This window comes from Butyricimonas sp., assembly GCF_019423355.1.
In the GTDB taxonomy this organism is placed as follows: Bacteria; Bacteroidota; Bacteroidia; order Bacteroidales; family Marinifilaceae; genus Butyricimonas; species Butyricimonas faecihominis.
This window is the reverse complement of record NZ_JAHZBP010000003.1, coordinates 282,441-307,414: the sequence shown is the minus strand read 5'-3', so window position 1 is coordinate 307,414 and position 24,974 is coordinate 282,441. Positions and strand designations below refer to the sequence as shown.

Genomic DNA, 24,974 nt, shown 5'->3' with positions numbered 1-24,974 from the left:
CATTAAACAAGCAGTCCGACAACGGACTGCTTGTTTAAAAAAAGATATAAGCCATGAGACCGTTGATACTTTTACTATTCATCTTGAACACAGCCCTGATTATTTCATGTAACTCAAATCGGAATCGCTCGGAAAATAAACAAAAACCGGAACAATCCTTTCTGTTACACGGCCCAATACAAGAAAGCACGGCACCTAAAAATCTCACGGCATATTTCGATTCCTTACAACAACAAGGTTTCTTCATTCCCTATCACACAGATTCCACCGAGCAGCAAAAAGTCATACACACGGTAGCACTCCTACAAAAATATCAAATAGGAGAACGTAAATACTACCCAACAGAAGAGGTTCAAGCAGCCTTGGAACTCATGCGACATGAATTAGGCTACCGCCAGAACCATCGGGGTGAAGAGCTGACAACCGAAGAAACAGGCTTCTTCTTTCGTTTTCTCGAACAAGCAGCCCGCCTATGTCCGGATGTGCATTTATTAGCTGACGTAGCCTCTGCAGACCACAAAGTCGGAGTCATAAACTTTCAAGAATGGTCATACAACCCCTTGTATTCATTCCTCCTTTACGAAAACGGCAAAGGTGGTTGGAATACCACAGCCATTGATACCACCGGATACGTAAAGATCGAGAAAATATTCACCTTACAAAAGGACGGACAAACCTACTACCTTCTTTCCAACAACTTCCAACTACTCGGCTTCTCACAATTCATCTTTATGATTGAAAATGGGACAGCCTCATTATTCCAAGGCAAACAATATGAAGAATCTATAAACCAATGGTGTGAATTCTACCCGGAAGACGCAACCATCATCTTCAACCCTCGAAAAATATGCTGGAATTTCTGTCACAAAGTCGGAGAACATTACCAGCAAATCGAAGGCACAAAGACGCTTTATCTAGAACTTGCCAAGGAACAGTCATATTTTCATGTAGAATAATCTAAACGACATTCTTTAACAAACATTGCAAATATCAAATCCGTATTATATTTTAGCATTTAAAATATAACCGTTCAATTACTCAGCTTATGAAAAGAACAATTTTACACCTTACGTTCATCGTAGGGATCGTTCTGCTTTTCTCCCGATGTGCCACCGTGCCACTTACGGGAAGACACCAGCTTATCCTATTCCCGGAAGACCAGATGGTCTCCATGAGTTTAACCTCATACAGTAGTTTTTTAAAGGAAAACAAACTATCCACCGATGCAGTCAACAAACAACGGATCAAAAATGTCGGGGCTCGGATATCGAAAGCCGTTGAACAATATCTTACAGCCAACGGGCTGCAAGACCAGATTGCCAATTTCCAATGGGAATTCAACCTCGTGGCCAGCAACGAACCCAACGCGTGGTGTATGCCGGGAGGTAAGGTCGTTTTCTACGAGGGAATATTACCCTACTGCCAGAATGATGCGGGAATCGCTGTCGTCATGGGGCATGAGATCGCCCATGCCGTGGCTCACCACAGCAACGAGCGTATGAGCCAGCAGGCACTCATACAATACGGGCAGGCCGCTGCCACTGAAATCCTTGGGCACGACCAAAGTGACGCGAGAAAAGCCATCTTGGCTGCCGCGATAGGAATGGGAACCAACGTGGGAATCACACTCCCCTTCTCCCGCAAGCACGAGTACGAAGCGGATCACTTGGGACTGATCTTCATGGCCATGGCCGGTTACGACCCGAATGAGGCTATCGCTTTCTGGACCCGTATGGCAAACGCATCAACAGGCAAGCAGCCCGAATTCCTTTCCACTCACCCTGCCGACGAAAAACGGATTGCCAAACTAAAATCGGTCATCCCGGAAGCGTTGAAATACAAGAAAAACTAGAGCAACAACAAACGGGAAACAAACCATGAATGACAAGAATAAGGCATTAATTTACCCTTTCCCGTCATTTTCAAGGAGAAAATTTCTACTTTTGTTGAATCATATCAATAAAGCATTATAGTATCATGGAAAACAAGTTAACGATATACAACACGTTAAGTCGAAAAAAAGAGTTATTTGAACCCATTAACCCGCCTTTCGTAGGATTATATGTTTGTGGACCGACCGTATACGGGGACGCTCATTTGGGCCATGCCCGTCCGGCAATCACCTTTGACTTGTTGTTCCGTTATCTTAAATTCATGGGGTACCGGGTAAGATACGTCCGCAACATCACTGACGTGGGTCACCTCGTGAATGATGCGGATGAAGGAGAAGACAAGATCGCCAAAAAAGCCAAACTGGAACAACTGGAGCCGATGGAAGTGGTACAATTCTACTCGAACCGTTACCACAAAAACATGGAGCAACTGAACACGCTACCCCCCAGCATCGAGCCACACGCGTCCGGTCACATCATCGAGCAACAGGAATTAATCAAACAGATCATCGAAAACGGTTTTGCCTATGAAAGCGAGGGAAATATCTATTTCGACGTGGAACGCTATAACCAAAAATATCACTACGGTAAACTATCCGGTCGTAAAATCGACGAATTGTTTGCCAACACGAGAGAACTGAGCGGACAACAGGAAAAACGTAACCCATTTGACTTCGCCCTGTGGAAAAAGGCTTCCCCGGAACACATCATGCGCTGGCCCTCACCTTGGGGTGTAGGATTTCCGGGCTGGCACCTTGAATGTTCCTGCATGAGTCAGAAATACCTAGGAGAAACATTTGACATTCACGGGGGCGGTTTGGACTTGCAATTCCCGCACCACGAATGTGAAATCGCCCAAAACGTGGCCGCACAAGGACACGAGGCAGTAAAATATTGGATGCACAATAACATGGTGACCATCAACGGGCAGAAGATGGGTAAATCCCTAGGAAACTTCATCACGCTGGACCAGCTCTTCACGGGCGACAACAACGTGCTGGAACAGGCTTACTCCCCCATGACCGTGCGTTTCTTTATCCTGCAAGCACACTACCGCAGCCCGCTTGACTTCTCGAACGAGGCATTAAAGGCAGCGGAGAAAGGCTACGAGCGAATGATGGCAGCCGTGTCACAACTTAACAGGTTGAAAGTGTCCAACGAGAACACGGTAGACATCGCTACTTTACAGACGAACTGTTTCGAGGCCATGAACGACGATTTGAACACGCCGATATTAATCGCCCACTTGTTCGAAGGTGTCCGCATCATCAACTCCATCGCGGCAGGCTCGGAAAAGATCAACGCAGAAAACTTGGAAATGTTGAAAAACCTGTTCCACAGCTTCGTGTTCGACATCCTCGGCCTCAAGGGAGAAGAGGACTCCAGCGCCAGCAACCAAGCCCTAGGCAAGGTGATCGACGCTATGATGAACGTGCGCAAAACCGCCCGTGCAAACAAGGACTGGGCTACCTCCGACAGCATCCGTGACGAGCTGAAAAACGCAGGCATCCAGATAAAAGACACGAAGGACGGTTACGAATGGAACCTTGAATGATTGCAGATGAAGTGATTTACGATTGAGTGATTACACTTGATCGTAAACACAAGAATCACCAAATCATAAATCACTAAATCACATAATATATTATGCCTTATCTCTACTACATACTACTTTCGCTCCTGTTGCTCTCTGCCTGTCAGGGAGAAAAAAAGAGTAAAGGGGACCAGAACCAGATTACGGTAGACAGCGCCCAAAGCCGCAAAACGACGGGACCTAAATACGTGAAAAGCGTGCAATTCGTGTACCCCATGAAATTCGACACCTGTCGGTTCAACGAGGAACTTAAAATTGTATATGCGAACAACAAGCACTATAAAATAGACTCCGCCCACCTGTTCTTCAACCAGAAACAGATTGCCACGCTCGACAGCGCAACCCGGGAATTTGTGTTCAAAATCCCGAAAGAAAAATGTGGTACCAACACGCTCAAAGTAATCGCATTCCACCCCAACAACAAATGCGGGGTAGCTACCCAATCCTTTATCGTGAAACCGGATAAGGCACCCCAACCACTTCAATACCAACTGGTGAAAACCTATTCCCATGCCACGGATGCCTCCACGCAGGGATTAGTATATATAGACGGCATTATCTACGAGGGAACCGGGATCAAAGGCCAATCCACCCTGCGCAAGATCGACTTGGAGAACAACAAGACACTCGCCATGCTGGGATTGGACAGCCAATATTTCGGAGAAGGGATCACGGTTTACAAGGATAAGATATACCAGCTTACCTGGACTTCCCAGAAAGCGTTCGTGTACGACTTGGCCTCCTTCACCCTGTTAACGACATTCGACTACTCCATGGAGCAAGGCTGGGGACTGACCACGATGGGCGACAAACTCGTCATGAGTGACGGTTCACACAACTTATACCACCTGGACCCGAACCTCTTCAGCGTAGTCAAAACCGTGGAAGTCTTCGACAACAAAGGTCCGGTGACCAACTTAAATGAACTGGAATACATAAACGGTTATATCTGGGCAAACGAATGGCTTACAGACCGGATTGTCATCATCGACCCGGAATCAGGCGAAGTAGTACAGGACCTACTACTCCCGAATCTACTCACCGCCTCCGAAAGAGCCAAACTGGACCAGAACGACGATGTTTTAAACGGTATCGCATACAACGAAAAGAAGGGCACGATTTACATTACCGGAAAACACTGGCCAAAGTTATTTGAGATAAAAACGAAATAATTGAGTGATTCTGTGATTTCCGATTCAGTGATGTAGGAATCACCTAATCACGAAATCGGCAATCACCCAATCATTAAATCTAAAATCAAAATTCTATGGTTGACGTAAAAATCGAGCCCTCTTGGAAAGAACTCTTAAAAGATGAATTTGAGAAACCTTATTTCTCCGAGTTGATCCAATTCGTGAAAAACGAGTACAAGACCACGAAGATATATCCTCCGGGAAAACTCATTTTCAATGCCTTTGATCATTGTCCCGCGGAACAAACCAAGGTTGTCATTCTCGGGCAAGACCCGTACCATGGTCCCGGACAAGCACACGGGCTTTGTTTTTCCGTTCCGGAAGGCATCGATCAACCACCTTCATTACAGAACATTTTCAAAGAAATAAATAACGATTTGGGTAAACCCGTCCCCACGTCCGGCAACCTCGAACGCTGGGCAGAACAGGGAGTGCTATTACTCAACGCTACATTGACCGTGAGAGCCCATCAGGCTGGTTCACATCAGAACAAAGGTTGGGAAACCTTCACCGATGCCGTCATCAAAATCATTTCCGAGAAAAAAGAAAACCTCGTTTTCTTCCTTTGGGGTTCCTACGCCCAACGCAAAGGTGCCTTCATCGACACCCAACGGCATTTGGTGCTGAAATCCGTACACCCCTCCCCCTTGTCTGCCAACCGGGGCGGCTGGTTCGGCAATCACCAATTCAGTCAGGCGAATGCTTATTTGAAATCGCATGGATTAAAAGAAATAGAGTGGTAACCACTCTATTTTTTTTACCCCTGCGATTTCAAGTTACAAGTTACAGGTTAACAAGTTGCAAATTCGGACAAAACATGACCTTCACACTTCGAACCTGTAACTTGTAACCCGTTAACCTGCAACTTGAAAATTCAGGGAATTTTCAATCTCCGCAAACGTTTGAAATTTTTCCTTCGTTTCCTTGCATATCTCTGTTTTTAATGCTTAACTTTGATGCACGAATATAAAATATAGCAGCTATGGTTAATTACAAAGACTTAGGACTGGTTAATTCCAGAGAAATGTTCAAGAAAGCAATGGAAGGTAAATACGCTATCCCGGCTTTCAATTTCAATAACATGGAGCAAATGCAAGCAATTGTTGCAGCTTGTGTGGAAACTAAATCTCCTGTTATCTTACAAGTTTCCAGCGGTGCCCGTAAATATGCAAATCAAACCATTTTACGTTACATGGCACAAGGTGCGGTTGAATATGCCAAAGAACTTGGATGCAATATTCCAATTTGTCTTCACCTAGACCATGGCGACACGTACGAGTTGTGCGTATCTTGTATCGAAATGGGATTCTCTTCTGTCATGATCGACGGATCGGCCCTTCCTTATGACGAGAACGTGGCATTAACCAAGAAAGTGGTTGAATATGCTCATAAATATGATGTTACCGTAGAAGGTGAACTTGGTGTTCTGGCCGGAATCGAAGACGACGTGGTTGCCGCAGCCAGCGTTTACACCAGCCCGGACTTGGTGGAAGACTTCGTGAAGAAAACCGGAGTGGATTCATTAGCCATCTCCATCGGAACTTCCCACGGGGCAAACAAATTCAAACCGGAACAATGTACCCGTAATGCAGACGGAATCCTCGTTCCTCCCCCATTACGTTTCGACATCTTGGAAGAAATCGAAAGACGTATCCCCGGATTCCCGATCGTTCTTCACGGATCATCCTCCGTACCACAAGACAAAGTTGCTATTATCAATAAATATGGCGGTGCATTAAAAGACGCCGTAGGTATCCCCGAAGAACAATTGCGTAGAGCCGCAACTTCTGCCGTATGCAAAATCAACATCGACTCCGACGGTCGTTTGGCAATGACCGCAGCCGTTCGTGAAGTCTTCGCAAACAAGCCGGCAGAATTCGACCCGCGTAAGTACCTAGGCCCCGCCAGAGATGCATTAAAAGAATTATACAAGCACAAAACGGTACACGTTTTAGGAAGTGCCAACAGGGTAGAATAAAAAAAGGGGCTCAATGAGCCCCTTTTCTTTAAAAAAAATACTAACTTTGCGCCCTATTTGGATTTAATACCATAGGAGCAAAATGCAGAAGATTAGAAACATCGCGATTATCGCGCACGTTGACCACGGGAAAACCACATTGGTCGACAAAATGATTTTTCAAGGAAACTTATTCAGAGAAACAGAAAATACGGGTGATCTATTGCTGGATAACAACGACCTGGAGAGAGAACGAGGGATCACCATCCTAGCCAAGAACGTATCCGTTCATTATAAAGATTACAAGATTAATATTATCGATACCCCGGGCCACGCTGACTTCGGTGGAGAGGTGGAACGCGTGTTGAACATGGCTGACGGAGTATTATTATTGGTTGACGCTTTTGAAGGTACCATGCCTCAAACACGTTTCGTACTTCAAAAAGCGCTTGCCCTCGGCAAGAAACCGATCGTTGTCGTGAACAAGGTAGACAAACCGAACTGTCGTCCGGACTTCGTGTACGAGCAAGTATTCGACTTGATGTTCTCCTTGGATGCCACGGAAGAACAATTGGACTTCACCGTAGTTTACGGTAGTGCCAAACAAGGTTGGATGTCCACCGACTGGCACAAACCCACGACGGACATTACCCCGTTATTGGATGCCATCATTAAAGATATTCCCGCCCCGACAGTACAGGAAGGAACCCCGCAGATGCTAATCACGTCTTTGGAATACTCCTCTTACGTGGGACGAATCGCCATTGGTAAACTGACCCGCGGAACATTAAAATCCAGCATGCCTGTCACCCTCTGCAAAAGAGACGGCGTGACACTAGTAAAAACCCGCATCAAAGATTTAATGACCTTCGAAGGCATGGGAAAACAGAAAGTTGACGAGGTACAATGTGGAGAAATCTGCGCACTTGTCGGGATCGAGGGATTCGAGATCGGTGATACCATCGCCGACTTCGAGAATCCGGAAGCACTGGCCCCTATCGCTATCGACGAACCAACCATGAGTATGCAGTTCACCATCAACGACTCGCCATTCTTCGGCCGGGACGGTAAATACGTGACTTCCCGTCACATCAAAGAACGTTTGGACCGGGAACTGGAAAAGAATCTTGCTTTACGGGTTGAACCGGGACAAAGTGCCGATTCTTTCATCGTGTTCGGACGAGGCGTACTTCATCTGAGCGTGTTGATCGAAACCATGCGTCGTGAAGGCTACGAATTACAAGTAGGACAGCCGAAAGTAATCATCAAAGAAATTAACGGAGTAAAATGCGAGCCTGTTGAGGAATTGACCATCGACCTACCGGAAGAGGTATCGGGAAAAGCTATCGAGATGGTGAACCGCCGTAAAGGTGTCATGACAAACATGGAACACCGTAACGAACGGGTACACCTGACTTTCAATATCCCTTCACGGGGAATCATCGGCCTGAGAAGTAACCTACTCACCGCTACTGCCGGAGAGGCCGTAATCGCTCACCGTTTGAAAGGTTTCGAACCCTATGCCGGAGAAATTGAAATGCGTACCAACGGCTCTTTGATCGCCATGGAAACAGGTGATTCATTTGCCTACGCTATCAATAAACTTCAAGATAGAGGTAGATTCTTCATTACTCCGGGAGATGAGGTTTACGCCGGACAAGTAATCGGAGAAAGTACCCGTCAGGATGACATCGTGATCAACGTGTGCAAGTCTAAAAAACTGACCAACATGCGTGCCAGCGGTTCTGACGAAAAAACAAACATCGCACCTCCCATCCTTTTCAGCTTGGAAGAGGCTCTCGAATACATCAAAGAGGACGAATACGTGGAAGTTACTCCAAAAGCAATGAGACTTCGCAAGATCTACCTCGATGAAAACGAAAGAAAGAGAAGAAGCAAAACCATAGAATAATTCAAAACCACCTTCGGGTGGTTTTTTATTTATTCTCCTTTCCAAACAATTTGAATATAATTTCATATCTTTACAAAGCAGTACGTATCTCAACAAACAGATCATGAAAATTAAAAAGGATGTCACTGAAAAGAATGCCGAACTTACCACAGAGAAGAAGTTGCGGAACGTGCGCACGTGCCTATATATCCTGATACTTGCTGCCATCACGAAACTGGCCATGACCGATTTCACCGAGTTATCATACCAATCTTGGATCAGCGTAATTATCATCACGCTAGTAATCATTCTCGTTCTAGCTATCGAAAGAGGCATTCGCAAAAAACTGAAAGAGGAAAAGGAATAATTTCTATATCGTCATCTTCACCTGAGCACCGTAATTCACATCATCCGTGAATGCTTGGTTAAAATTGTATTTCCCAGCATAAATCAATGCCGCACGAATCGTTCCCCCGTGAGCAAACACGCATACCTTCTCGTGGCCCGTTTCTTTCAGATCATCCAAAAAAGCCGACACCCGGTTATATTGTTCCAAAAAACTCTCCGCTCCCCCGGCAGGTATACTTAACCAATCATCATACCATTCCTGCAAACGAGGGTCTTGAATCTCCTCCCAACGTTGCCCCTCCCAGCTCCCAAAATTCAATTCCTTCAGCCGGTCATCCAGAATCGGATTTTCGTAACCACAGTAAACCGCCAACTTTCTGCAACGTTGTAACGGACTGGAATATACCTCATCAAATCTCTCCCCTTTCAGTCTCTCCCTCACCTTCCCTGCCTCTTCGAGGAAAGAATCGGCCACGTCAACATCCGAATTCCCGTAACACGTTCCCGGAATAACCGCCGTTTTCGTGTGTCTGATCAAACATACTTCCATATATAAATCGTTTATTCCGCAAAATTCGCTATTTTTTTTGATAATACAAACACTACAAAAGCCGAAGCCCCTTATCCGGGCATTTAAACTTGATCTTCACCAATCGAGTGGATGTTTTTTCTCCCAACGAAAGCGCAAACTGTTTAAATATCTGCCGTAATAACGGGTCTTGCGTCTCCCGGATCATCTCTTCCGGAACGGGTTCTAAAAAAGCGTAAAAATAGTCCTCATCTGCCGAGAGAAAATGAATTTCCAAATCGGGATCCGCTTTCCAATAAATCCCCGAATCCTTACCCCGGGCATAAAGAAAATTATACGCCTCTGCATGAGGTCCGCAACTGGTGAAATAAAAGAATTTTCCGCCTTCACACAAATAAATCGGCATCTTGTAATAATCTGCCCTCATGTAATCTTGTAACATCAAATCACCTTTTAACATCCCGTAAGTATCCGGCATCCCCCGTTTGCCAAAATCAAAGGTGTAGGCCTTCTCCAACTCTCCTTTCGTATTCACCCGGTAACACGCGTTATCACCTCCTTGCGTGCGGATCAGATAAGTATTACCTACGGCCTGCGATACGAGAAAAATATTTACCGTGAACCCTACCTGCGGAATTGAACTCTCCAACTTTTTCCCGTTTTTGTCAAACCGGGTCACTAAGAGGTGTCCCCGTTCAAAATTATTGGTACAAGGAGCCGAGATCGAATAATAATAAAACCCTCCATCCGGAGCCGGAGCAATCTCTTCAAACAATTGTAGAGGCTTGTTCATCGGGAGACGCTCAATTTCACGCCCATCACTTAAATCAAAAAACACGACTTCACTATCTCCATGCGCAAACAACAATTTTTTCTGATCCACGCTGATACAGGCATCCTGATGATAAGGACATTCTTTCCCTTGATTATATTTCATTGAAAATTGATACTTCCCGGCAGCATCAAAACACATCACCTCCCGCCCGTACACGAGAAACAAATCCCCATCAGGTCCGATCAGCAATTTTTTCCGCATCCATTCCAATGACTCGGCATCAAAACGCTGTTTAATCGGGATCACTTGTATTTCCTCAATCCAGTCCGCCAGATCGGTAACCAAAGTACATTGTTCCAACGGCCGCAGCGCCCGAACTTGTTCTTGGGCAGAAAGCGTATGCCCCCAAAAGCCCAAACAACAAAAGCAAAAACAGATCATCATTGATTTCATTTCCATAAATTGTTTTGGTATCCTACAAATTTATCACAAATATCTGTAAATACGTTGCTTTTAACCGATTTATCATTCAAACAATACAAATCTTCATGCTGCCTTTTGTACTTATTCATGCCAACGTCAATTCTGAATTTGTTTACGATAGATGATCAATACCTGATCACTAACTAATACAATATTTTCAATAACTTGTTAATATACTTTATGAACCTTATTTTATATAAGGTTCATATAAGGTTTCTATAAGATATCTATAAGGTTTATGACGGTAATCATCCGGTATTCATCAACTAATAAAAATGTAATCGGAACTAACGTCAGCACTAATCATGCATCATCTCGGACATTAAAAGCACCATTCTCCCGTGTATTCCACGTTAGAATGGTGCCTTTCTCAAAATTCAAACAGCTATACTAATATCTTTTGAAATCAATACTTTTGATCTTGCACAACCCGGACCAGCTAAAGCCGGGAACCTCCTCCACAATAATATTATTCGGATCATCCACCACTTTATACCTCGTCAACGTTCCTCCCGTCTCCTTGGGTAGCGAGGGTTCGTAAGATCCATACTCGCCTTGTTCGAGAAGAGTAACCCTTTTTTACGGTAAATCAAGTCAATGTTCACTCCCATACCGTCACGGTTGGACTTTTTCATCACGCCATCACGGTTATTGTAACTGATACCCAAACCGTAACGCATGGCTTGGTCACCTCCGTCAATGTACAGGTTATGAGAATGATTGAAAACGGTTCGTAACGGTTCACTTAACCAATAAGTATCCACCCCTCTCAACACTTCTTTTAACCGGGAATAATAATCCTGCATTTCCTGTAGTTTATCAACAAAACCGTCATATCCTTCCATGGGAGAATAACGCCCGGCTAATAACTCATACTCCAGTTTTTCGGAAGCATTCATTAAATTGTAATCAGACAAATCGGCAAACGAGATCCCATAATTCCCACTGTATGATAGCCGTAATTGCCCCGATTCCGGAGACTTCGTTTCCACGACAATCACCCCGTTAGCCGCCTTCGACCCGTAGATAGCCGTGGACGCTGCATCCTTCAAGATCGTCACGCTTGCCACCCGATCCATATTTAGGTTAATGATGGTTTCCAGCGTGGTCTCCACACCATCCAAAATGAATAAGGGTTGATTGGGATCGTTCTCAAATTCTGTTTGTAATCCGACCACGCTCGTCTTTCCTCGAATTTCAATTTTGGGCATACGATTCGGGTCCGATCCCCATTGTTTGCTCTCCACGACCATCATGGCCGGGTCCAGCGTTTTCAAACTCTGGATGACATTCTGGGCACCGACCATTTTCAACTCCTTGGCCGAATAGGTAGATGCCGACCCCGTGTAGCTATTCTTATCCCGGGAGTAGATACCCGTGATGACCACTTCCTCAAGGCCTTCCACCTCCTCTTCCATCGTGACGATCACTTTCTTTCCCGGAGTCACGTCCTTTTCCACCGGTTTCATCCCGATAAACGAGAAGACCAGCATGGTTTTCCCCGCCTTTGTTGCCGGGAAACGAAATGCACCGTGCGTGTCCGTGGAAGTACCCGTTTGGGTCCCTTTCAACAAAACGGTCACGCCGGGTAACGGATTGCCCTCCGTGTCCATGACTTCTCCCTCGTAAAATCCTAGTTTCTGATTTCCCGGTTTTCCTGCCACAACAACCGAGTCCTGCCGCATGGAAATTCCCGATAAAGGATCAGTCTCTCCCCGGCTTAAACCACTCGTTTCGGCTCTTGTCAACAAGGGAAAAACCAACAATAAAATGATAAGTAAGCGGGAAACCGAGGTGACGGTCTTTTTTTCCGATAGCAATTTTTGCCGAAAAAATTTCCTGTCATAAGTTTTTTTCATAACTTTGATAATTAATTGGTTTATAAAACTAATGATGCAAGGGGGTGATATTCAACGTGCAAAGTTTAGGATTCACCCTCTTTTTTCATCTTTCTAATAAGAAAAATCTCTCTAATTTTTCATGGCTTATAAATTTTGGGCATTTGTTCATTCCGTTTATTTTAATCAAGTTGCAACCTTAATATCCTTTATCAATCGAAAATTTCTTTTATAGTGCCGATCCCCAAAACAAAAAATGATACAATAAAAAAAGCGAGGACCGTCAACAACTCTATCTTATCTGAGGCATCGCCAATAACCTACACTAGCAAAATCACACTCAAACAAAAGTCAATTAACAACAATATAAATCAGTAATTTAAACAATATTTGCCGACATTCTGGAAACTTATTTTTGTCTTTGTTTTTGTTATTTTTGTGTCATTTTTGTTACTTGTTTGTTACTCGTCATTGTCAGGTAACAAAAAATGACTATCTTTGTAGTGGTAACAATTCAGAGTAAAACATCATGGCAAAGAAAAAGAAAGCGGTCAAGGCCAAGGAGCCTATCAGACTACGATTCAAAGAGCTTGCAAACGGTAACAAAAGCCTGTACTTGGATATTTACAGGGATGGTAAACGACAGTACGAGTTTTTAAAACTCTACCTTATTCCAGAAACAGACGAGACAGCCAAGGTAAGGAATCTAAACACGCTACAAGCGGCAAACGCAATCAAGGCTCAAAAAGTCATAGAACTAACAAACGATGAGGCGGGAGTGGTAAAGACTACCACACGATCAAAAATGCTTCTAATAGACTGGATGAGGTATTATAGTGATCACAAGTTAAAAACGGGGCAAAGTGCCGCTTTCCACGTTCAAATAGATAAAGCGATCAAACATTTAATCAAGTACAAGGGTGAAACCGTCACCATGAAAGAAGTTGATAAAGCTTTTTGCTTGGGCTTTATTGACTACCTGAACAATGCCAAAAGGAAAGATGGTAAACTCATGGCCAAGGTCACAACGGCAGGTTATTTTAGGTGCTTGAATTGTGCCTTGAACTTTGCCGTGAAGGAGGAAATAATACCCTACAACCCCATCACAAAAGTAAATTCAGATGATAGAATAAAGATCCCAGAAAGCACACGTGAATACCTGACCGTCGAGGAAATAAAAAAGCTGATCGGCTCAACGTGTATCAACGAGCCAACCAAACAGGCTTATTTGTTCAGTTGTTTTTGTGGGTTAAGGCTGGGTGATATTCAGGCGTTAACATGGGGAGATATTATTCAGGATGGCGAGCAATACCGGGCAAAAATAGTGATGAAGAAGACCCAAAAGACCCTTTATTTACCCCTGTCTGGTGAGGCTTTAAAATGGATGCCAGAACGGGGCGAGGCCAAAGATACCGATAAGGTTTTCTATCTACCATACCCCACTTATATCAACGTGGTATTAAAAACGTGGGCGCAAAATAGCGGGATAAACAAAACGATAACTTTTCACACTGCCCGTCATACATTTGCCACAATGATGCTCACGTTGGGGGCAGATTTGTACACGACAAGCAAGTTACTAGGGCATACACAGGTGAAAACCACCCAGATTTACGCTAAGATCGTGGATAAGAAAAAAGATGAGGCGGTGAACCTTGTAAATGATATATTCAACAAATAAATAGCGGGTAATAATGAAGAAAGAATTATATGATTTAACGATAGAAGAGTTTGTTAGGTTGCTTTGTGGAATGGAAGAGGTTTATTCTTTTGAACTTAAAATATTCAATGACAATGGGGATATGGAAAAGGATGAGATACGGGGTACGTATGACGAGATACGTGATTTTTTAACGTGTTTGACCTTGAAACACCCAGAAAACAAAACAATACAATCACAATTAGATAAAATTGAAAATTCCACCTTTGATTACAAAATGCAACTATCCCAATTAGATGTATACAACTATCTGGAAAAGAAAACACAAGGTTTTGATAAGGATAGGACTGGAATAGTGTGGCATGAAATATCAATGTATCATTGTATGTATATTGATGAAGAAAGATTAGATGTTATAAATAAGAAAATAAAAAACGGCTGGAAAGAGTACAAGTTAATTGAGGAAAAAAACTGTATAACGGGAGATGTTTACAATACTATTGATTATAAAGATGCTTACGAGAAAGAATTTGGTATCGCTTACGATTTTTGTTATGATCAAGCGATGAATTTACTAAAGAATAAAATGGAAGGATGTGATATTAACTCTTCCAAATTAAAAACATTATCTAAAGAATTAAGTACCGATGAGGCAAGAAAATGGTTGCAAGTGGCTATTAATGGCGGGTTGTTGAACGCTGATTACTCGACAACGGATAAGACAAGGACAAAGCCACAGAAAGCGTTACTGGCAGAAATCTTAAGCGATAAAATAGGGTTGGATCATAAATACAAGCCATTTGAAACGCTTTGGAATGTTAGCGGTTTATCCAAAAGCCGTTACAAATCAAAAGAAGAGAAAGGAATTGTAAAAGGGGGTAATGTTATAATTGAGGTCTTTAAGGAAAAATAGACTTGCGGGGAAGGCTTGCAAGGGGGGATATCACCGTGATAGTCGGGGTGATATACCCCTTTTTTATTGCTTTCATTGTCGATCTTTGTGTCATGTTTAACAGGCAGAGGGGCAAGTGTACATAGTTCCAATGTCACAAAATGAAAGACAATGGAAGAAAAGATAGATCAAATTTTAGTCTATTCATTGTTGGCCGCTAAAAACGTGCTAACATTGGAAGATGCGGCGTTATTGACAGGGTTAAGTAAATCACACCTGTACCGCCTAACGTGTACCCACCAGATACCATTTTACAAGCCCAACGGCAAGCAAATCTACTTTGACCGGATAGAGTTAGAGGCATGGATGAAACAGAACCGGGTAGCCACGCAACAAGAAACGGGGCAAAAAGCGGTTAACTACGTTGTAACGGGTAAACAGAAGGGAGGTAGGCTATGATATTCACTGACTACTACCGTTTTGAGAAATTACCCAACCAAAAGAGCAAGTTAAGGATAGACTGCACCTCATCAACTGGCAGCTATCCCCCGCTAGAGATGTTGAGGAACAAAACACGTGAGTTGTTTATTTACATCGGGGATAACACGCACACCAAGGCGGGGGAACAAAGAAAGGCAGATTTGGCGTTGTCAAAGGGGTCCCACATCAGTAGTATTTACAATCCAGATTTAGAGTTACCCTACTGGTACGGGGACATGAAAGGTACGGCTGACGCCTTCATATTTGTACATCATAATGCAAAGTTCATAGAAGGGAAGATACAACCGGGGGCGATCGTGGAAGTGTTCATAGCGAGGGGGCAGAGAAATAACCGGGAGGCACTTTATAACGCCGTGTGCGAGGGGGAATACGATGACGAGTTGCAAGGGTTAAGGGAGCGGGTTACTAAATCAGTAACCGCCACTGGTGAGGGGTTGGATTGAATCCACACCCCACTATAACAAACTGGATTCTGTTACTAAATCGGTAACCGCCATGTATGACAATCTGGATTTCAAGTTAAGAAAGAGTGACGGGGTAAACGTGGATTTTCTAGGTGAAACACCGTGCTATTTCAACGTGACGGGAGAACACACGTTTGTAGATGGCACGGTTATAACCGGGAACCTTGACGGGTATAAAATAGCGGTCAGGGAAGACGGGGTTAACATCACGGGCGGTAGCCTTTGCAAGTTTTACCTTGGGGATAATTTCCAAACGCTAGGCCGGGGAGACACGCAGAGGGCGATAGAGAAGTTATCAGACACTTTGCACTTGCACGTGGATAAAGCAACGGTAACGAGGATAGACTTGGCTCAAAACTTCATCATGAGGCAACCAGTGGAAAACTACTTTAACCATCTGGGAGAATTGAAGTATTACAAACGATCCCCCATGATTCCAGAAGGGGCGTTATATTATTTCAATCACAAGAACACGATTATATTCTACGACAAGGTGAGGGAGCAAAAAGCCAAGGGAAAGATAATCCCTGAATTGTACGAGAACAGGAACGTGTTAAGGTATGAAACGAGGTACTTGCAGCGTTTACCGTCCACTTTTAACGTGGAACGTGTAACCGGGGAATTGCTTTACAACGAGGCGTTTTACATCGGCATAATGAAACGATGGAAGGAGACGTACAAAACCATAAGGAAAATAAACGATGTATCATTAAATTTACAAGCGATGAGGACAAAGCAAGAACTTTATAAAATGGGCATACTTTCATTGATTGAAAGGGTAGGCGGTCAGGTGCAGATGATCGAGCAAATAAACGAGGCTCAAAAGAAGGGCGTTTTATCCAAGAAACAAGCCTACGATTTGAGGCAAGCGGTAAACGATGCCTGTAACATAAAAGATGGGTTAACCGTGTCAAACGATGCGATAACAGAACTTGATAAAAAGGTCAAAAATGCCGTGAAATATTACCGGTAAATCGACACCCCAAATGTTAAAATGAAAGCGGCAAAAACCGCTCGTGCTATACTAAGTTGTAAATAGTTCCTGAATCGGTAACCCAAATGTTAAAAACGAGATTTTGACACGTGAATTTTAATCGTGCTTGATTACTTGTATTTGGTTACCGATTTGGTAACCGTGAGAGATAAAAAATAAAACACCATGCAAAAGACGGGAGAGGATAAAAACTACATTTATTTTATGGATCACTTTCAAGACACCCCGGTACAAGTGATTCAAGACAAGAAAACCGGGGAGATATTTTTCAATGCCGATGATGTTGTCAGGATCTTGGGTTTTGGGAGTAGTTTCAAGGAGTTTCTGGGAACCGATGAGGGGTTGGATTACATCAACGAGTACAAGAAAGATCATCCCGGCGTTAATATGTTTGGAGACGATGGAATGATTAGACAGGTGATAAAGGATTAATCAACGAGACATGAAAACACGATTTAAAGCCCGTTTCCCTCCATTTGAGACATTTTGAGGTGTGGGCATGATAATTTTATCATGAACTGATGATTTATGCTTTAAAATGGGATTGTTTGAGGCTGCATGATAAAACGGGCTTTCCCCTCATCCACGCTTTCCCGGTGGTACAACGGTGAGATCACGGTGAGAGATGCAAGAAATCACGGTAAGATCACGGTAAGGGTTACCACAAGATTACCGCAAGGGTAGAGCGAGAATCACGGCAAGGATTGAACAAAAAATAGGATAAGGTCAGGATAAGGGTAAAAGAGTCAAGGTTAGGTCAAGGGTAAAAGCATATTTTCAACAATCACAACGGCAATATTGGGAATAATAATTTTTTCATCATTCAATTATTGATTTTAAAGAACCGGGGATTTTCTTCACGGGCAACAACAAAAAGATCGTGATAAACTTTCCTGTCTTTTCCCGTGAAAGCGAGAAGAAAAACATACACCAGAACCTCATAAAACCTCAGAACCTTATAAAACCTTATATTTTTCTTAAAACTAAATTTTGAGCATCAAAAGAGAATAGCTAGATTTGCCATTCCTAAAAAAAACATCAGCGACCGCCTAAAGCGGTTGTAATGAACGTATTTTGCCCCTTGCATGGTGGTGGTAGTGGAAACACCCACACGGTGACTGATGGCACCGAGGACACCTAAGCAATGGGCTTTTTTATTCCTAAATTACCATCAAAATGAACAATGTTTACAAAAGTCTAAAGAGTTGGCCATACCACCTAACGAGAGTTTGCAAAAATGGATCCACAACCATCTATGCAGATGATTTTAATGGATTCAGGGTGTTTGTACACGTGCAACGAGACGGTTACATCACGATACAGGCCGATAACGACACGATCATTAACGAGTACATTGAAACCATCCCCCACCCGGTTATACACAAGCTAGAGGACGGTGACAAGGTTTGCAGATGGTATTTTGGTGATGATCACGTCATTTTCAGGTTGGAAGAATCGGGAAGTATATCCGTTTCAAGCAACAAAATAGAACTGGTAAACCTCTATTGTGAACCCGGTAACCTGAAACGGGTTAAGGATTTCCTGAATAGATACTAGTACCACCCATCCTGCTTGTAAGCGTCCCCGGTTCAATCATGGCCGGGGATTTTTATTTGAGAAATCAAGCGAAAACCTGATACGTCAAATTTAAACGAGTAACAAAATACCCACGTTTTTGTTACCCGGTTTTTACCGTAGTGTCTAATAGACATCATTTCACGTGTCAAGTCGTGTAGTCTTGGGTAATTGGGTTACTGAATCGGTAACCGTTTACTGGCTCCTCATCGGTAGGTTTATTTTGGGGGCTTCAAATGTTTTCTTATATTTGTATCAGAAAAGCCCGCCAAAGGCAATAAAAATGGCCGTTTTGTTACTGGATTGTTACCCGCTTTCATGACAAGCGGGCTTTTTATTTTAATTATCAATTCATTACATTGGCTTATGTAGGTTATCGCCAAACGCCCGGAAATAAATAGACAACGATCCACGCCTAACCAGCGTGAATTCACCGTCTAATCCTATTTCCTTCAATTGGCGATTTTCAGATAAAGATTAGCACTAACTCACAATATTTTAAAAGGCAGGCTCTCCCACCTATTCGTATCATACCTGCAAATATATAAATACTTTTTCATTTTTCAATACTTTTTCTGATTTTAGAATCGACTAAAAACAGACTATATTGCTAAATCTAAAAAGATAGTTTTCTCCCATGATACCAAAAGAATTAGTAAGATTAAGAATAAAGATAATTTTTCAAAAAATTACTTTTATCTCTCAACCCCATAAACTCCATGATTTCTTTAGCCGAATATGTATTGTCACCGATTATTATCAAAACTTCTTTTAACTGTGGGGTAACTGTGGGGTCTTGCCCAACAATGCTCCGAACATAACGGAACACGACCTGTACAAAAGCACCATCCGAATGAAACTCTGGATCAGGAAGTCCTACTCGACAACATTCTCCCTGTCTAAAACAAAAATTGATGGCGACACCAAATAACCAACACGCTCAAATAGAAGACCTGTTCAATGATTAACACAGACGCACCGCAACAATCTCCCGTGTAACCCCCGATCTTGATTTTCAAGAAGAAACGTAAGCCGATGGCAGTCAATATGGCGGGGATCATTGCAAAACAGAAACTCGCATCTTTCAGGAAGAAGAAGGGGATCAGCGTGATCACCCCCACGATCACGAATATGAACGTGCGCACCTTGCTGTAAACAAGTTTTATTTTACTCTCTTCCTCTTTCCGGACATAAGGTAACGTATTTACCATCACGGCCGCACAGAGTTTGGAAAAACAATCCGCTGCAATCACGATCGGGAAAATCATGGCCGGGTCGAAACTGGACAACAAGGAATAATAGAGAATAAAGTAGAGTACCAAACCGATGGTCCCGTAACACCCGATATGCGAATCTTTCATGATGGCTAGAATCTTCTCTTTAGAAGTTCCTCCACCAAACCCGTCAAAAAAGTCTGCCAACCCGTCCTCGTGCAACGCCCCGGTCAACAGGATTCGGGCAATAATCGCCAAAATACACGCCACCTCCAAAGGTACAATCTGTGCCGCCAGCCATAAAACGCCCCCCGTCACGGTCCCCGTCAAAAAACCGACCAAAGGCCAGTATTTAATGACATCCGTGAAATAACGTTTGTCCACGTTGACAATCCGCCACAAAGGTAGCCGGGTAAACATCATGATCGCTGCCAAAAGAGAACGCATATTGATTTTAGATTTAATGATTTATGATTTTAGATTCCTGCCGCACAAGGCCTTGCTAATTTTAGATTTTAAATTTTAAATTTCCACCCACGAAATCACCCCTTCTAGATTTACTACATTCAACTTTTATCTTTTAGTTTTTATCTTCCAAGGGGGGTGTCTTTTCATTTTCAATTTTCCACTTTCAATTTTCAATTATTTAAAGTATTTCGTGACCGCCGCTGCCTTGAAAGAGGCCATCTCGTTGATCATGTTCACGGCTGAAACAAGTAAGGGGTAAGCGCAAATGGCTCCCGTCCCTTCACCTAAGCGCAAACCGAGATTTAATAAAGGTTGGGCGTGTAGGAAGTCCAAAACTAATTTATGCCCACACTCGTCACCTTGGTGACCATAGATGCAATAATCCGTTAAAGCGGGGTACAACATTTTTCCGGCAAGAACACAATTCGTCATGATAAAGCCATCCACGATAATAACCATACCCAATTCGGCAGCACGCAACATACCTCCCACGGCAGCCACCATCTCGAAGCCGCCAAAATAACGGATAATGTCTTTCGGAGTTCCATCCCCCTCGTAATTTTCCATACACCGTTTCAACACATTATACTTGTGTTCAACGCCTTCCCTAGACAACCCACTACCCGCTCCGACACAATCGCTCAAAGGAATACCTGTCAGGTAAGTCATCCACAGGGAAGAAGAAGAGGTGTTGGCAATACCCATTTCCCCGAAACTCACCACGTTCGAACCCTCATCATGAACCATATCCACGATCTCCACTCCGATCTCGATTGCCCGGTCAAATTCTTCCGGGGTCATGGCGGCCTCGTACAAATAATTTGAAGTCCCCTTACGGATTTTACGATCAATCAGCCCTTCCATAGGTTCGAAATCCGCATTTACCCCACAATCCACCAATTTAATCCCGAAATGATGTTGACGGGAAAACATATTCACCCCGGCACCCCCTTTGATGAAATTAAAAATCATCTGGGCGGTCACTTCCGGAGCCGAAAAGCTAACCCCCTCTTTCACGATCCCGTGATCGGCCGCAAAAATAATATTCTGGGGGTTCCGTAACTCCGGGGAAAGCGTTTGCTGTATCAACCCGATCTGGTGTGCTGTTTTTTCAAGTAATCCCAAAGATCCCTTGGGCTTGGTTAAATTATTAATCTTATCTATCAAAGCCTCAGACAAAGCCTTGTCGGTCTCTTTTATTGTAAAACTTCTCATACAATTGAAAATTGAAAATTGAAAATTGAAAATGAGATATACACTTTCAGGTTTCAATTCAGATTATATTATCATTTTATTTTACTCGCATGGCTATTCCGGAAACCATCAGGACAACTTCGTCCGCCCGATCTCCTACATATTGATTCACCCATCCCTGCAAATCCGTGAACCGCCGCTGAACAGGGTCAACAGAAACTCCCCCCATTCCGATCTCGTTCGTGACGAAAATAAAAGTTGCCTCCTGCCCGGTAAACCGATCGAACTCTTCCTTTATTTCCCGCAAAGATTTATCCACGTCGGAATCATTGTCAAAAAAGAAATTGGTACTCCACAAGGTCACGCAATCAATGACCACGACCCGCCCCGACACGTCACATCGACTAATCGCTTTTTCCTCTTCCAAATTGGTCCATTGCGGACCCCGGTCCTGTTGATGACGTCTCACCCGTTCCCGGAATTCATCATCCCACACCCTCGAAGTAGCCAGATATACAGGATTCTCTGCCAATTTTAGCGCAAGCTCTTGGGCATAACGACTTTTCCCGGATCTTTGTCCTCCCGTAACTAAAATTATTTTTCTTTTCATCATGACGACAAATTTCTCTGTTTTTTCAAGAAATACAAAGTAATCGCCCGAAAAATCTACAACTTTATTTCCGACTCCATCCCAGCAAACCATCCACGATGATTCCCAACAAAAACAATCAAGCACCCCGACAAATACTCTAAAGATTCAAAATTGTTTACTAACTTTGTGAGTTAGAAGTCTAAAAAGAAGTGATGATGGAACTCATATTATCCCGACACGGGGAAACATTAGAAAATCAACAACATATACTCCAAGGCCAACTTCCCGGGACCTTATCTCCATTGGGGATAGCCCAAGCCGAGAGACTGGCGGAGATGCTCCAAGAGGAAACGATTGACAACATTGTTTCCAGTGATCTGGCCCGAAGTTATAACACGGCGGTCGCCGTCGCCCGGAAACATGGGCTGACTCCTCACCCAACTCCCCTCCTGCGGGAAATGGACTGGGGCATATACACGGGTAAGCGCTTGGATGACGTGGACTGGACCAACCTGCCTCCCAGCGTGGAATCCCTAGACGCTCTCTTCCAAAGAGCTATTGATTTCATTGCCTATTTAAAAAAGAATTTCTCCGGCCAACGGGTAGTGGCCATCGGACACGGAGCATTCAACCGGGCAATTATCGCATACCTCAACGGGAAAAAGGCTATTGACATGATCGACCTTCCCATCATGGAAAACACAAGTTGCCTACGTTTTACATTAGTGGACGACAACCAAACAGTATAACCCAATTGAAAATTGAATCTCCACATTTTCAATTTTCAATTTTCAATTTTCAATTAACATGAGAATATACACGAAAGGCGGGGACAAAGGAACAACAGGAATATTCGGCGGGAGCCGGGTAGACAAAGATAATATTCGTATTGAAACAAACGGAACCCTTGACGAGCTGAATGCCACATTAGGTGTCATTCGAGCCTTGCTAGACGAGAAGGATAAACGGCAAGAAATTCTGGCATACATACAGCGAACGTTAATGATAGTCATGTCACAAGTGGCAACTCCCTCAAACATCCGGGAACAAAACCAGAACATCCTACCGGAAGATATAGACCGGTATTGCGAACAACAAATCGACCGCATGAACAGCGAGATGCAACACCCGTCCACCCATTTCATCCTGCCGGGCGGAACGCTGATTTCAGCCCAATGCCACGTGGCCCGCACGATCGCCCGCCGGGCAGAAAGAAGATTATGTACCCTAAACAAAACAGACGAAGTTCCCCCACTTATCCTGCGATTCGTGAATCGCCTCTCGGACTTACTATTTACCATGGCCCGCTGGGAAATGGATCAGCAAGGTGCGGAAGAAGAGAGATGGAAAGCGTTCCTTTACAAAAAAAAGAATCAATGAATAGCGTTCGCCTTGTGCGGCTGGAATCTAAAATCTAAAATCATTAAATCTAAAATATACATGTCTTTTCTTCGTTCAATCATGTTTGTCGGGACCTGCTCGGATGCGGGTAAAAGCATTGTTAACACGGCGTTTTGCCGAATATTCAAACAAGATGGCTACCACCCGGCCCCCTTCAAGGCGCAGAATATGTCACTAAATTCATATTCCACTCCCGACGGGCTGGAAATCGGACGGGCGCAAGCGGTACAGGCCGAGGCGTGTGGCATTACCCCGGAGAGCGATATGAATCCCGTTCTGTTGAAACCCACGAACGAACAATGCTCGCAGGTCGTACTCAACGGAAAACCTATCGGGAATATGTCTGCCAGAGAATACTTCATATCCAACAACAAAGCCGAATTATTCAACCAAGCATACGCCGCCTACGAGCGTCTGCAAGCCCGCTACTCTCCCATCGTGCTGGAAGGAGCCGGGAGCATCTCGGAAATCAACTTGCGGGAAAGAGACATTACGAATATGCGGATGGCATTGCGCACAAATGCCGCCACGTATCTGGTGGCGGACATCGACCGGGGGGGAGTGTTTGCCTCCGTCTACGGTTCCATCGCCTTGCTTTCAGAGGAAGAAAAAAAATTGATTAAAGGAATTATCATCAACAAATTCAGAGGAGATATATCTCTTTTCGACGAGGGAAGAAAGATTATCCACGACCTCACGGGTATACCTGTTGTCGGCGTGATTCCCTATTTCAAGGACATTTATATCGAAGAAGAAGACTCCGTCTCACTGGAAACCAAAAACACCAAAGCCGGGAGCGGCAAGATTAACGTGGCCATCGTACTCCTGAAACGCCTTTCCAATTTCACGGACTTCAGCGTACTGGAACGAGACGAACGATTTCATGCTTACTACACGAATAACGTGGAAGAAATTGGCAAAGCCGACATCATTATCCTACCGGGAACGAAAAACACAATCTCCGATCTGCGAAACATCCGGGCAAACGGTATCGCGGAGGCAGTCATCCGGGCTCACAAGGAAGGTAAAAAAGTGATCGGTATTTGCGGGGGGTACCAGATGATGGGCGCCCGGATCGAGGACCCGGATCAGATAGAGGGTGACATGACCGCCATTCCCGGCTTGGGCATCCTTCCTCTTGTCACGATCATGGAACCTGAAAAAGTCACTCGCCAAGACCAATTCACCTTCCGCAATCACCCGGAAACCTGCAAGGGGTACGAGATTCACATGGGTCGAACAACCTTGTTGGACGGGGTTCCGGAATCTCCCTTGAACCGTTTACACGACGGGCGAACGGACGGCTATATCTTAAACGAAAGATGCTGGGGTAGTTACCTCCACGGAATTCTGGACAATGACATCGTCCTCAACGAACTGGCAGAAGGACTGACCCAAGCAACCCCCACAACCTTCAATTATACCGATTTCAAAGATCAACAATATAACAAACTGGCCGATCACGTACGCGCACACGTTGACCTGCCATACATTTATTCCACCCTTAAAACCAAGTAAT

At 43.9% G+C, this 24,974-nt stretch carries 25 protein-coding genes; 18 read left to right on the top strand and 7 right to left on the bottom strand.

The genetic code is table 11. From position 1 onward, the window contains the following. Positions 1-53: 53 nt before the first annotated feature. The 8 genes from QVC79_RS06280 (at position 54) to QVC79_RS06245 (ending at position 8,894) form a co-directional block, all read left to right on the top strand. On the top strand, positions 54-956 hold the full coding sequence (locus tag QVC79_RS06280) for a hypothetical protein (protein ID WP_270594216.1): 903 nt from the start codon (positions 54-56) through the stop codon (positions 954-956). 89 nt (positions 957-1,045) lie between these two features. Further along, positions 1,046-1,852 (top strand): M48 family metallopeptidase, encoded by an 807-nt coding sequence (locus QVC79_RS06275; protein ID WP_270594218.1) that lies wholly within the window; start codon positions 1,046-1,048, stop codon positions 1,850-1,852. Positions 1,853-1,977: 125 nt separating this feature from the next. Next, positions 1,978-3,447, top strand: coding sequence for a cysteine--tRNA ligase (gene cysS / locus QVC79_RS06270; protein WP_270594219.1), 1,470 nt, complete (start codon positions 1,978-1,980; stop codon positions 3,445-3,447). A gap of 92 nt (positions 3,448-3,539) precedes the next feature. Next, positions 3,540-4,658 (top strand): glutaminyl-peptide cyclotransferase, encoded by a 1,119-nt coding sequence (locus QVC79_RS06265; protein WP_270594221.1) that lies wholly within the window; start codon positions 3,540-3,542, stop codon positions 4,656-4,658. Between the two features lie 95 nt (positions 4,659-4,753). Continuing rightward, on the top strand, positions 4,754-5,422 hold the full coding sequence (gene ung, locus QVC79_RS06260; protein ID WP_124316798.1) for a uracil-DNA glycosylase: 669 nt from the start codon (positions 4,754-4,756) through the stop codon (positions 5,420-5,422). A 239-nt stretch (positions 5,423-5,661) separates the two neighbouring features. Next, positions 5,662-6,657, top strand: a complete 996-nt coding sequence (locus QVC79_RS06255) for a class II fructose-bisphosphate aldolase (protein ID WP_087419689.1) — start codon at positions 5,662-5,664, stop codon at positions 6,655-6,657. An 82-nt stretch (positions 6,658-6,739) separates the two neighbouring features. Then, positions 6,740-8,548 (top strand): translational GTPase TypA, encoded by a 1,809-nt coding sequence (gene typA, locus QVC79_RS06250; protein ID WP_270594224.1) that lies wholly within the window; start codon positions 6,740-6,742, stop codon positions 8,546-8,548. A gap of 103 nt (positions 8,549-8,651) precedes the next feature. After that, complete coding sequence (locus QVC79_RS06245) at positions 8,652-8,894, top strand: hypothetical protein (RefSeq protein ID WP_124316800.1); 243 nt, start codon at positions 8,652-8,654, stop codon at positions 8,892-8,894. 3 nt (positions 8,895-8,897) lie between these two features. Here QVC79_RS06245 and cobC read toward each other — a convergent pair whose 3' ends face one another. The 3 genes from cobC to QVC79_RS06230 all read right to left on the bottom strand — a co-directional run bounded on the left by cobC (position 8,898) and on the right by QVC79_RS06230 (position 12,521). After that, positions 8,898-9,425, bottom strand: a complete 528-nt coding sequence (gene cobC, locus QVC79_RS06240; protein WP_270594228.1) for an alpha-ribazole phosphatase — start codon at positions 9,423-9,425, stop codon at positions 8,898-8,900. 52 nt (positions 9,426-9,477) lie between these two features. Beyond that, on the bottom strand, positions 9,478-10,638 hold the full coding sequence (locus QVC79_RS06235; RefSeq protein WP_287642452.1) for a 6-bladed beta-propeller: 1,161 nt from the start codon (positions 10,636-10,638) through the stop codon (positions 9,478-9,480). A gap of 524 nt (positions 10,639-11,162) precedes the next feature. Beyond that, the gene (locus QVC79_RS06230) at positions 11,163-12,521 is read right to left on the bottom strand and encodes a carboxypeptidase-like regulatory domain-containing protein (protein WP_270594231.1); all 1,359 of its coding nucleotides are present in this window, start codon (positions 12,519-12,521) and stop codon (positions 11,163-11,165) included. A gap of 508 nt (positions 12,522-13,029) precedes the next feature. Here QVC79_RS06230 and QVC79_RS06225 point away from each other — a divergent pair. The 7 genes from QVC79_RS06225 (at position 13,030) to QVC79_RS06195 (ending at position 18,568) form a co-directional block, all read left to right on the top strand. Next, positions 13,030-14,181 (top strand): site-specific integrase, encoded by a 1,152-nt coding sequence (locus tag QVC79_RS06225; RefSeq protein WP_270594233.1) that lies wholly within the window; start codon positions 13,030-13,032, stop codon positions 14,179-14,181. A 13-nt stretch (positions 14,182-14,194) separates the two neighbouring features. Beyond that, positions 14,195-15,073, top strand: coding sequence for a hypothetical protein (locus QVC79_RS06220; RefSeq protein WP_270594234.1), 879 nt, complete (start codon positions 14,195-14,197; stop codon positions 15,071-15,073). 150 nt (positions 15,074-15,223) lie between these two features. Then, positions 15,224-15,511, top strand: coding sequence for a helix-turn-helix domain-containing protein (locus tag QVC79_RS06215; protein ID WP_270594235.1), 288 nt, complete (start codon positions 15,224-15,226; stop codon positions 15,509-15,511). Continuing rightward, positions 15,508-15,996: a hypothetical protein gene (locus tag QVC79_RS06210; RefSeq protein WP_270594237.1), complete on the top strand. Its 489-nt coding sequence runs from the start codon at positions 15,508-15,510 to the stop codon at positions 15,994-15,996. Before QVC79_RS06215 ends, QVC79_RS06210 begins: the two co-directional genes overlap by 4 nt. Continuing rightward, complete coding sequence (locus QVC79_RS06205) at positions 15,980-16,990, top strand: phage/plasmid replication domain-containing protein (protein ID WP_287642451.1); 1,011 nt, start codon at positions 15,980-15,982, stop codon at positions 16,988-16,990. The genes QVC79_RS06210 and QVC79_RS06205 overlap by 17 nt, the downstream gene beginning before the upstream one ends. Positions 16,991-17,176: 186 nt before the next feature. After that, positions 17,177-17,443 carry a hypothetical protein gene (locus QVC79_RS06200; RefSeq protein ID WP_270594239.1) on the top strand — a complete coding sequence of 89 codons (267 nt, stop codon included), beginning with the start codon at positions 17,177-17,179 and terminating at the stop codon, positions 17,441-17,443. 744 nt (positions 17,444-18,187) lie between these two features. Then, positions 18,188-18,568: a hypothetical protein gene (locus QVC79_RS06195; protein ID WP_270594240.1), complete on the top strand. Its 381-nt coding sequence runs from the start codon at positions 18,188-18,190 to the stop codon at positions 18,566-18,568. 679 nt (positions 18,569-19,247) lie between these two features. Here the strand turns inward: QVC79_RS06195 and QVC79_RS17760 are convergent. The 4 genes from QVC79_RS17760 to QVC79_RS06180 form a co-directional block, all read right to left on the bottom strand. Continuing rightward, positions 19,248-19,415, bottom strand: a complete 168-nt coding sequence (locus tag QVC79_RS17760; RefSeq protein ID WP_333562708.1) for a Fic family protein — start codon at positions 19,413-19,415, stop codon at positions 19,248-19,250. Between the two features lie 70 nt (positions 19,416-19,485). Then, positions 19,486-20,247, bottom strand: coding sequence for an adenosylcobinamide-GDP ribazoletransferase (gene cobS, locus QVC79_RS06190; RefSeq protein WP_270594241.1), 762 nt, complete (start codon positions 20,245-20,247; stop codon positions 19,486-19,488). 195 nt (positions 20,248-20,442) lie between these two features. Then, positions 20,443-21,483: a nicotinate-nucleotide--dimethylbenzimidazole phosphoribosyltransferase gene (gene cobT / locus QVC79_RS06185; RefSeq protein ID WP_124316563.1), complete on the bottom strand. Its 1,041-nt coding sequence runs from the start codon at positions 21,481-21,483 to the stop codon at positions 20,443-20,445. A gap of 76 nt (positions 21,484-21,559) precedes the next feature. Next, positions 21,560-22,072 (bottom strand): bifunctional adenosylcobinamide kinase/adenosylcobinamide-phosphate guanylyltransferase, encoded by a 513-nt coding sequence (locus QVC79_RS06180; protein WP_270546901.1) that lies wholly within the window; start codon positions 22,070-22,072, stop codon positions 21,560-21,562. A gap of 194 nt (positions 22,073-22,266) precedes the next feature. On the opposite strand from QVC79_RS06180, the gene QVC79_RS06175 reads away from it, so the two are divergent. Genes QVC79_RS06175 through QVC79_RS06165 form a run of 3 tightly spaced genes read left to right on the top strand, consistent with a single transcriptional unit; the run spans position 22,267 to position 24,973 of the window. Further along, the gene (locus QVC79_RS06175; RefSeq protein WP_124316565.1) at positions 22,267-22,803 is read left to right on the top strand and encodes a histidine phosphatase family protein; all 537 of its coding nucleotides are present in this window, start codon (positions 22,267-22,269) and stop codon (positions 22,801-22,803) included. Between the two features lie 58 nt (positions 22,804-22,861). Continuing rightward, complete coding sequence (locus tag QVC79_RS06170) at positions 22,862-23,434, top strand: cob(I)yrinic acid a,c-diamide adenosyltransferase (RefSeq protein ID WP_270594244.1); 573 nt, start codon at positions 22,862-22,864, stop codon at positions 23,432-23,434. Between the two features lie 60 nt (positions 23,435-23,494). Further along, a complete protein-coding gene (locus tag QVC79_RS06165) occupies positions 23,495-24,973 on the top strand; it encodes a cobyric acid synthase (RefSeq protein WP_270594245.1) in 1,479 nt (492 codons plus the stop codon). Position 24,974 lies beyond the last annotated feature (1 nt).

What these genes read in the sequence shown, in the direction of transcription:
- QVC79_RS06280 (WP_270594216.1), top strand. Translation starts at nt 54, where the DNA reads ATGAGACCGTTGATACTTTTACTATTCATCTTGAACACAGCCCTGATT.
- QVC79_RS06275 (WP_270594218.1), top strand. Translation starts at nt 1,046, where the DNA reads ATGAAAAGAACAATTTTACACCTTACGTTCATCGTAGGGATCGTTCTG.
- cysS (WP_270594219.1), top strand. Translation starts at nt 1,978, where the DNA reads ATGGAAAACAAGTTAACGATATACAACACGTTAAGTCGAAAAAAAGAG.
- QVC79_RS06265 (WP_270594221.1), top strand. Translation starts at nt 3,540, where the DNA reads ATGCCTTATCTCTACTACATACTACTTTCGCTCCTGTTGCTCTCTGCC.
- ung (WP_124316798.1), top strand. Translation starts at nt 4,754, where the DNA reads ATGGTTGACGTAAAAATCGAGCCCTCTTGGAAAGAACTCTTAAAAGAT.
- QVC79_RS06255 (WP_087419689.1), top strand. Translation starts at nt 5,662, where the DNA reads ATGGTTAATTACAAAGACTTAGGACTGGTTAATTCCAGAGAAATGTTC.
- typA (WP_270594224.1), top strand. Translation starts at nt 6,740, where the DNA reads ATGCAGAAGATTAGAAACATCGCGATTATCGCGCACGTTGACCACGGG.
- QVC79_RS06245 (WP_124316800.1), top strand. Translation starts at nt 8,652, where the DNA reads ATGAAAATTAAAAAGGATGTCACTGAAAAGAATGCCGAACTTACCACA.
- cobC (WP_270594228.1), bottom strand. Translation starts at nt 9,425, where the DNA reads ATGGAAGTATGTTTGATCAGACACACGAAAACGGCGGTTATTCCGGGA.
- QVC79_RS06235 (WP_287642452.1), bottom strand. Translation starts at nt 10,638, where the DNA reads ATGGAAATGAAATCAATGATGATCTGTTTTTGCTTTTGTTGTTTGGGC.
- QVC79_RS06230 (WP_270594231.1), bottom strand. Translation starts at nt 12,521, where the DNA reads ATGAAAAAAACTTATGACAGGAAATTTTTTCGGCAAAAATTGCTATCG.
- QVC79_RS06225 (WP_270594233.1), top strand. Translation starts at nt 13,030, where the DNA reads ATGGCAAAGAAAAAGAAAGCGGTCAAGGCCAAGGAGCCTATCAGACTA.
- QVC79_RS06220 (WP_270594234.1), top strand. Translation starts at nt 14,195, where the DNA reads ATGAAGAAAGAATTATATGATTTAACGATAGAAGAGTTTGTTAGGTTG.
- QVC79_RS06215 (WP_270594235.1), top strand. Translation starts at nt 15,224, where the DNA reads ATGGAAGAAAAGATAGATCAAATTTTAGTCTATTCATTGTTGGCCGCT.
- QVC79_RS06210 (WP_270594237.1), top strand. Translation starts at nt 15,508, where the DNA reads ATGATATTCACTGACTACTACCGTTTTGAGAAATTACCCAACCAAAAG.
- QVC79_RS06200 (WP_270594239.1), top strand. Translation starts at nt 17,177, where the DNA reads ATGCAAAAGACGGGAGAGGATAAAAACTACATTTATTTTATGGATCAC.
- QVC79_RS06195 (WP_270594240.1), top strand. Translation starts at nt 18,188, where the DNA reads ATGAACAATGTTTACAAAAGTCTAAAGAGTTGGCCATACCACCTAACG.
- cobS (WP_270594241.1), bottom strand. Translation starts at nt 20,247, where the DNA reads ATGCGTTCTCTTTTGGCAGCGATCATGATGTTTACCCGGCTACCTTTG.
- cobT (WP_124316563.1), bottom strand. Translation starts at nt 21,483, where the DNA reads ATGAGAAGTTTTACAATAAAAGAGACCGACAAGGCTTTGTCTGAGGCT.
- QVC79_RS06180 (WP_270546901.1), bottom strand. Translation starts at nt 22,072, where the DNA reads ATGAAAAGAAAAATAATTTTAGTTACGGGAGGACAAAGATCCGGGAAA.
- QVC79_RS06175 (WP_124316565.1), top strand. Translation starts at nt 22,267, where the DNA reads ATGATGGAACTCATATTATCCCGACACGGGGAAACATTAGAAAATCAA.
- QVC79_RS06170 (WP_270594244.1), top strand. Translation starts at nt 22,862, where the DNA reads ATGAGAATATACACGAAAGGCGGGGACAAAGGAACAACAGGAATATTC.
- QVC79_RS06165 (WP_270594245.1), top strand. Translation starts at nt 23,495, where the DNA reads ATGTCTTTTCTTCGTTCAATCATGTTTGTCGGGACCTGCTCGGATGCG.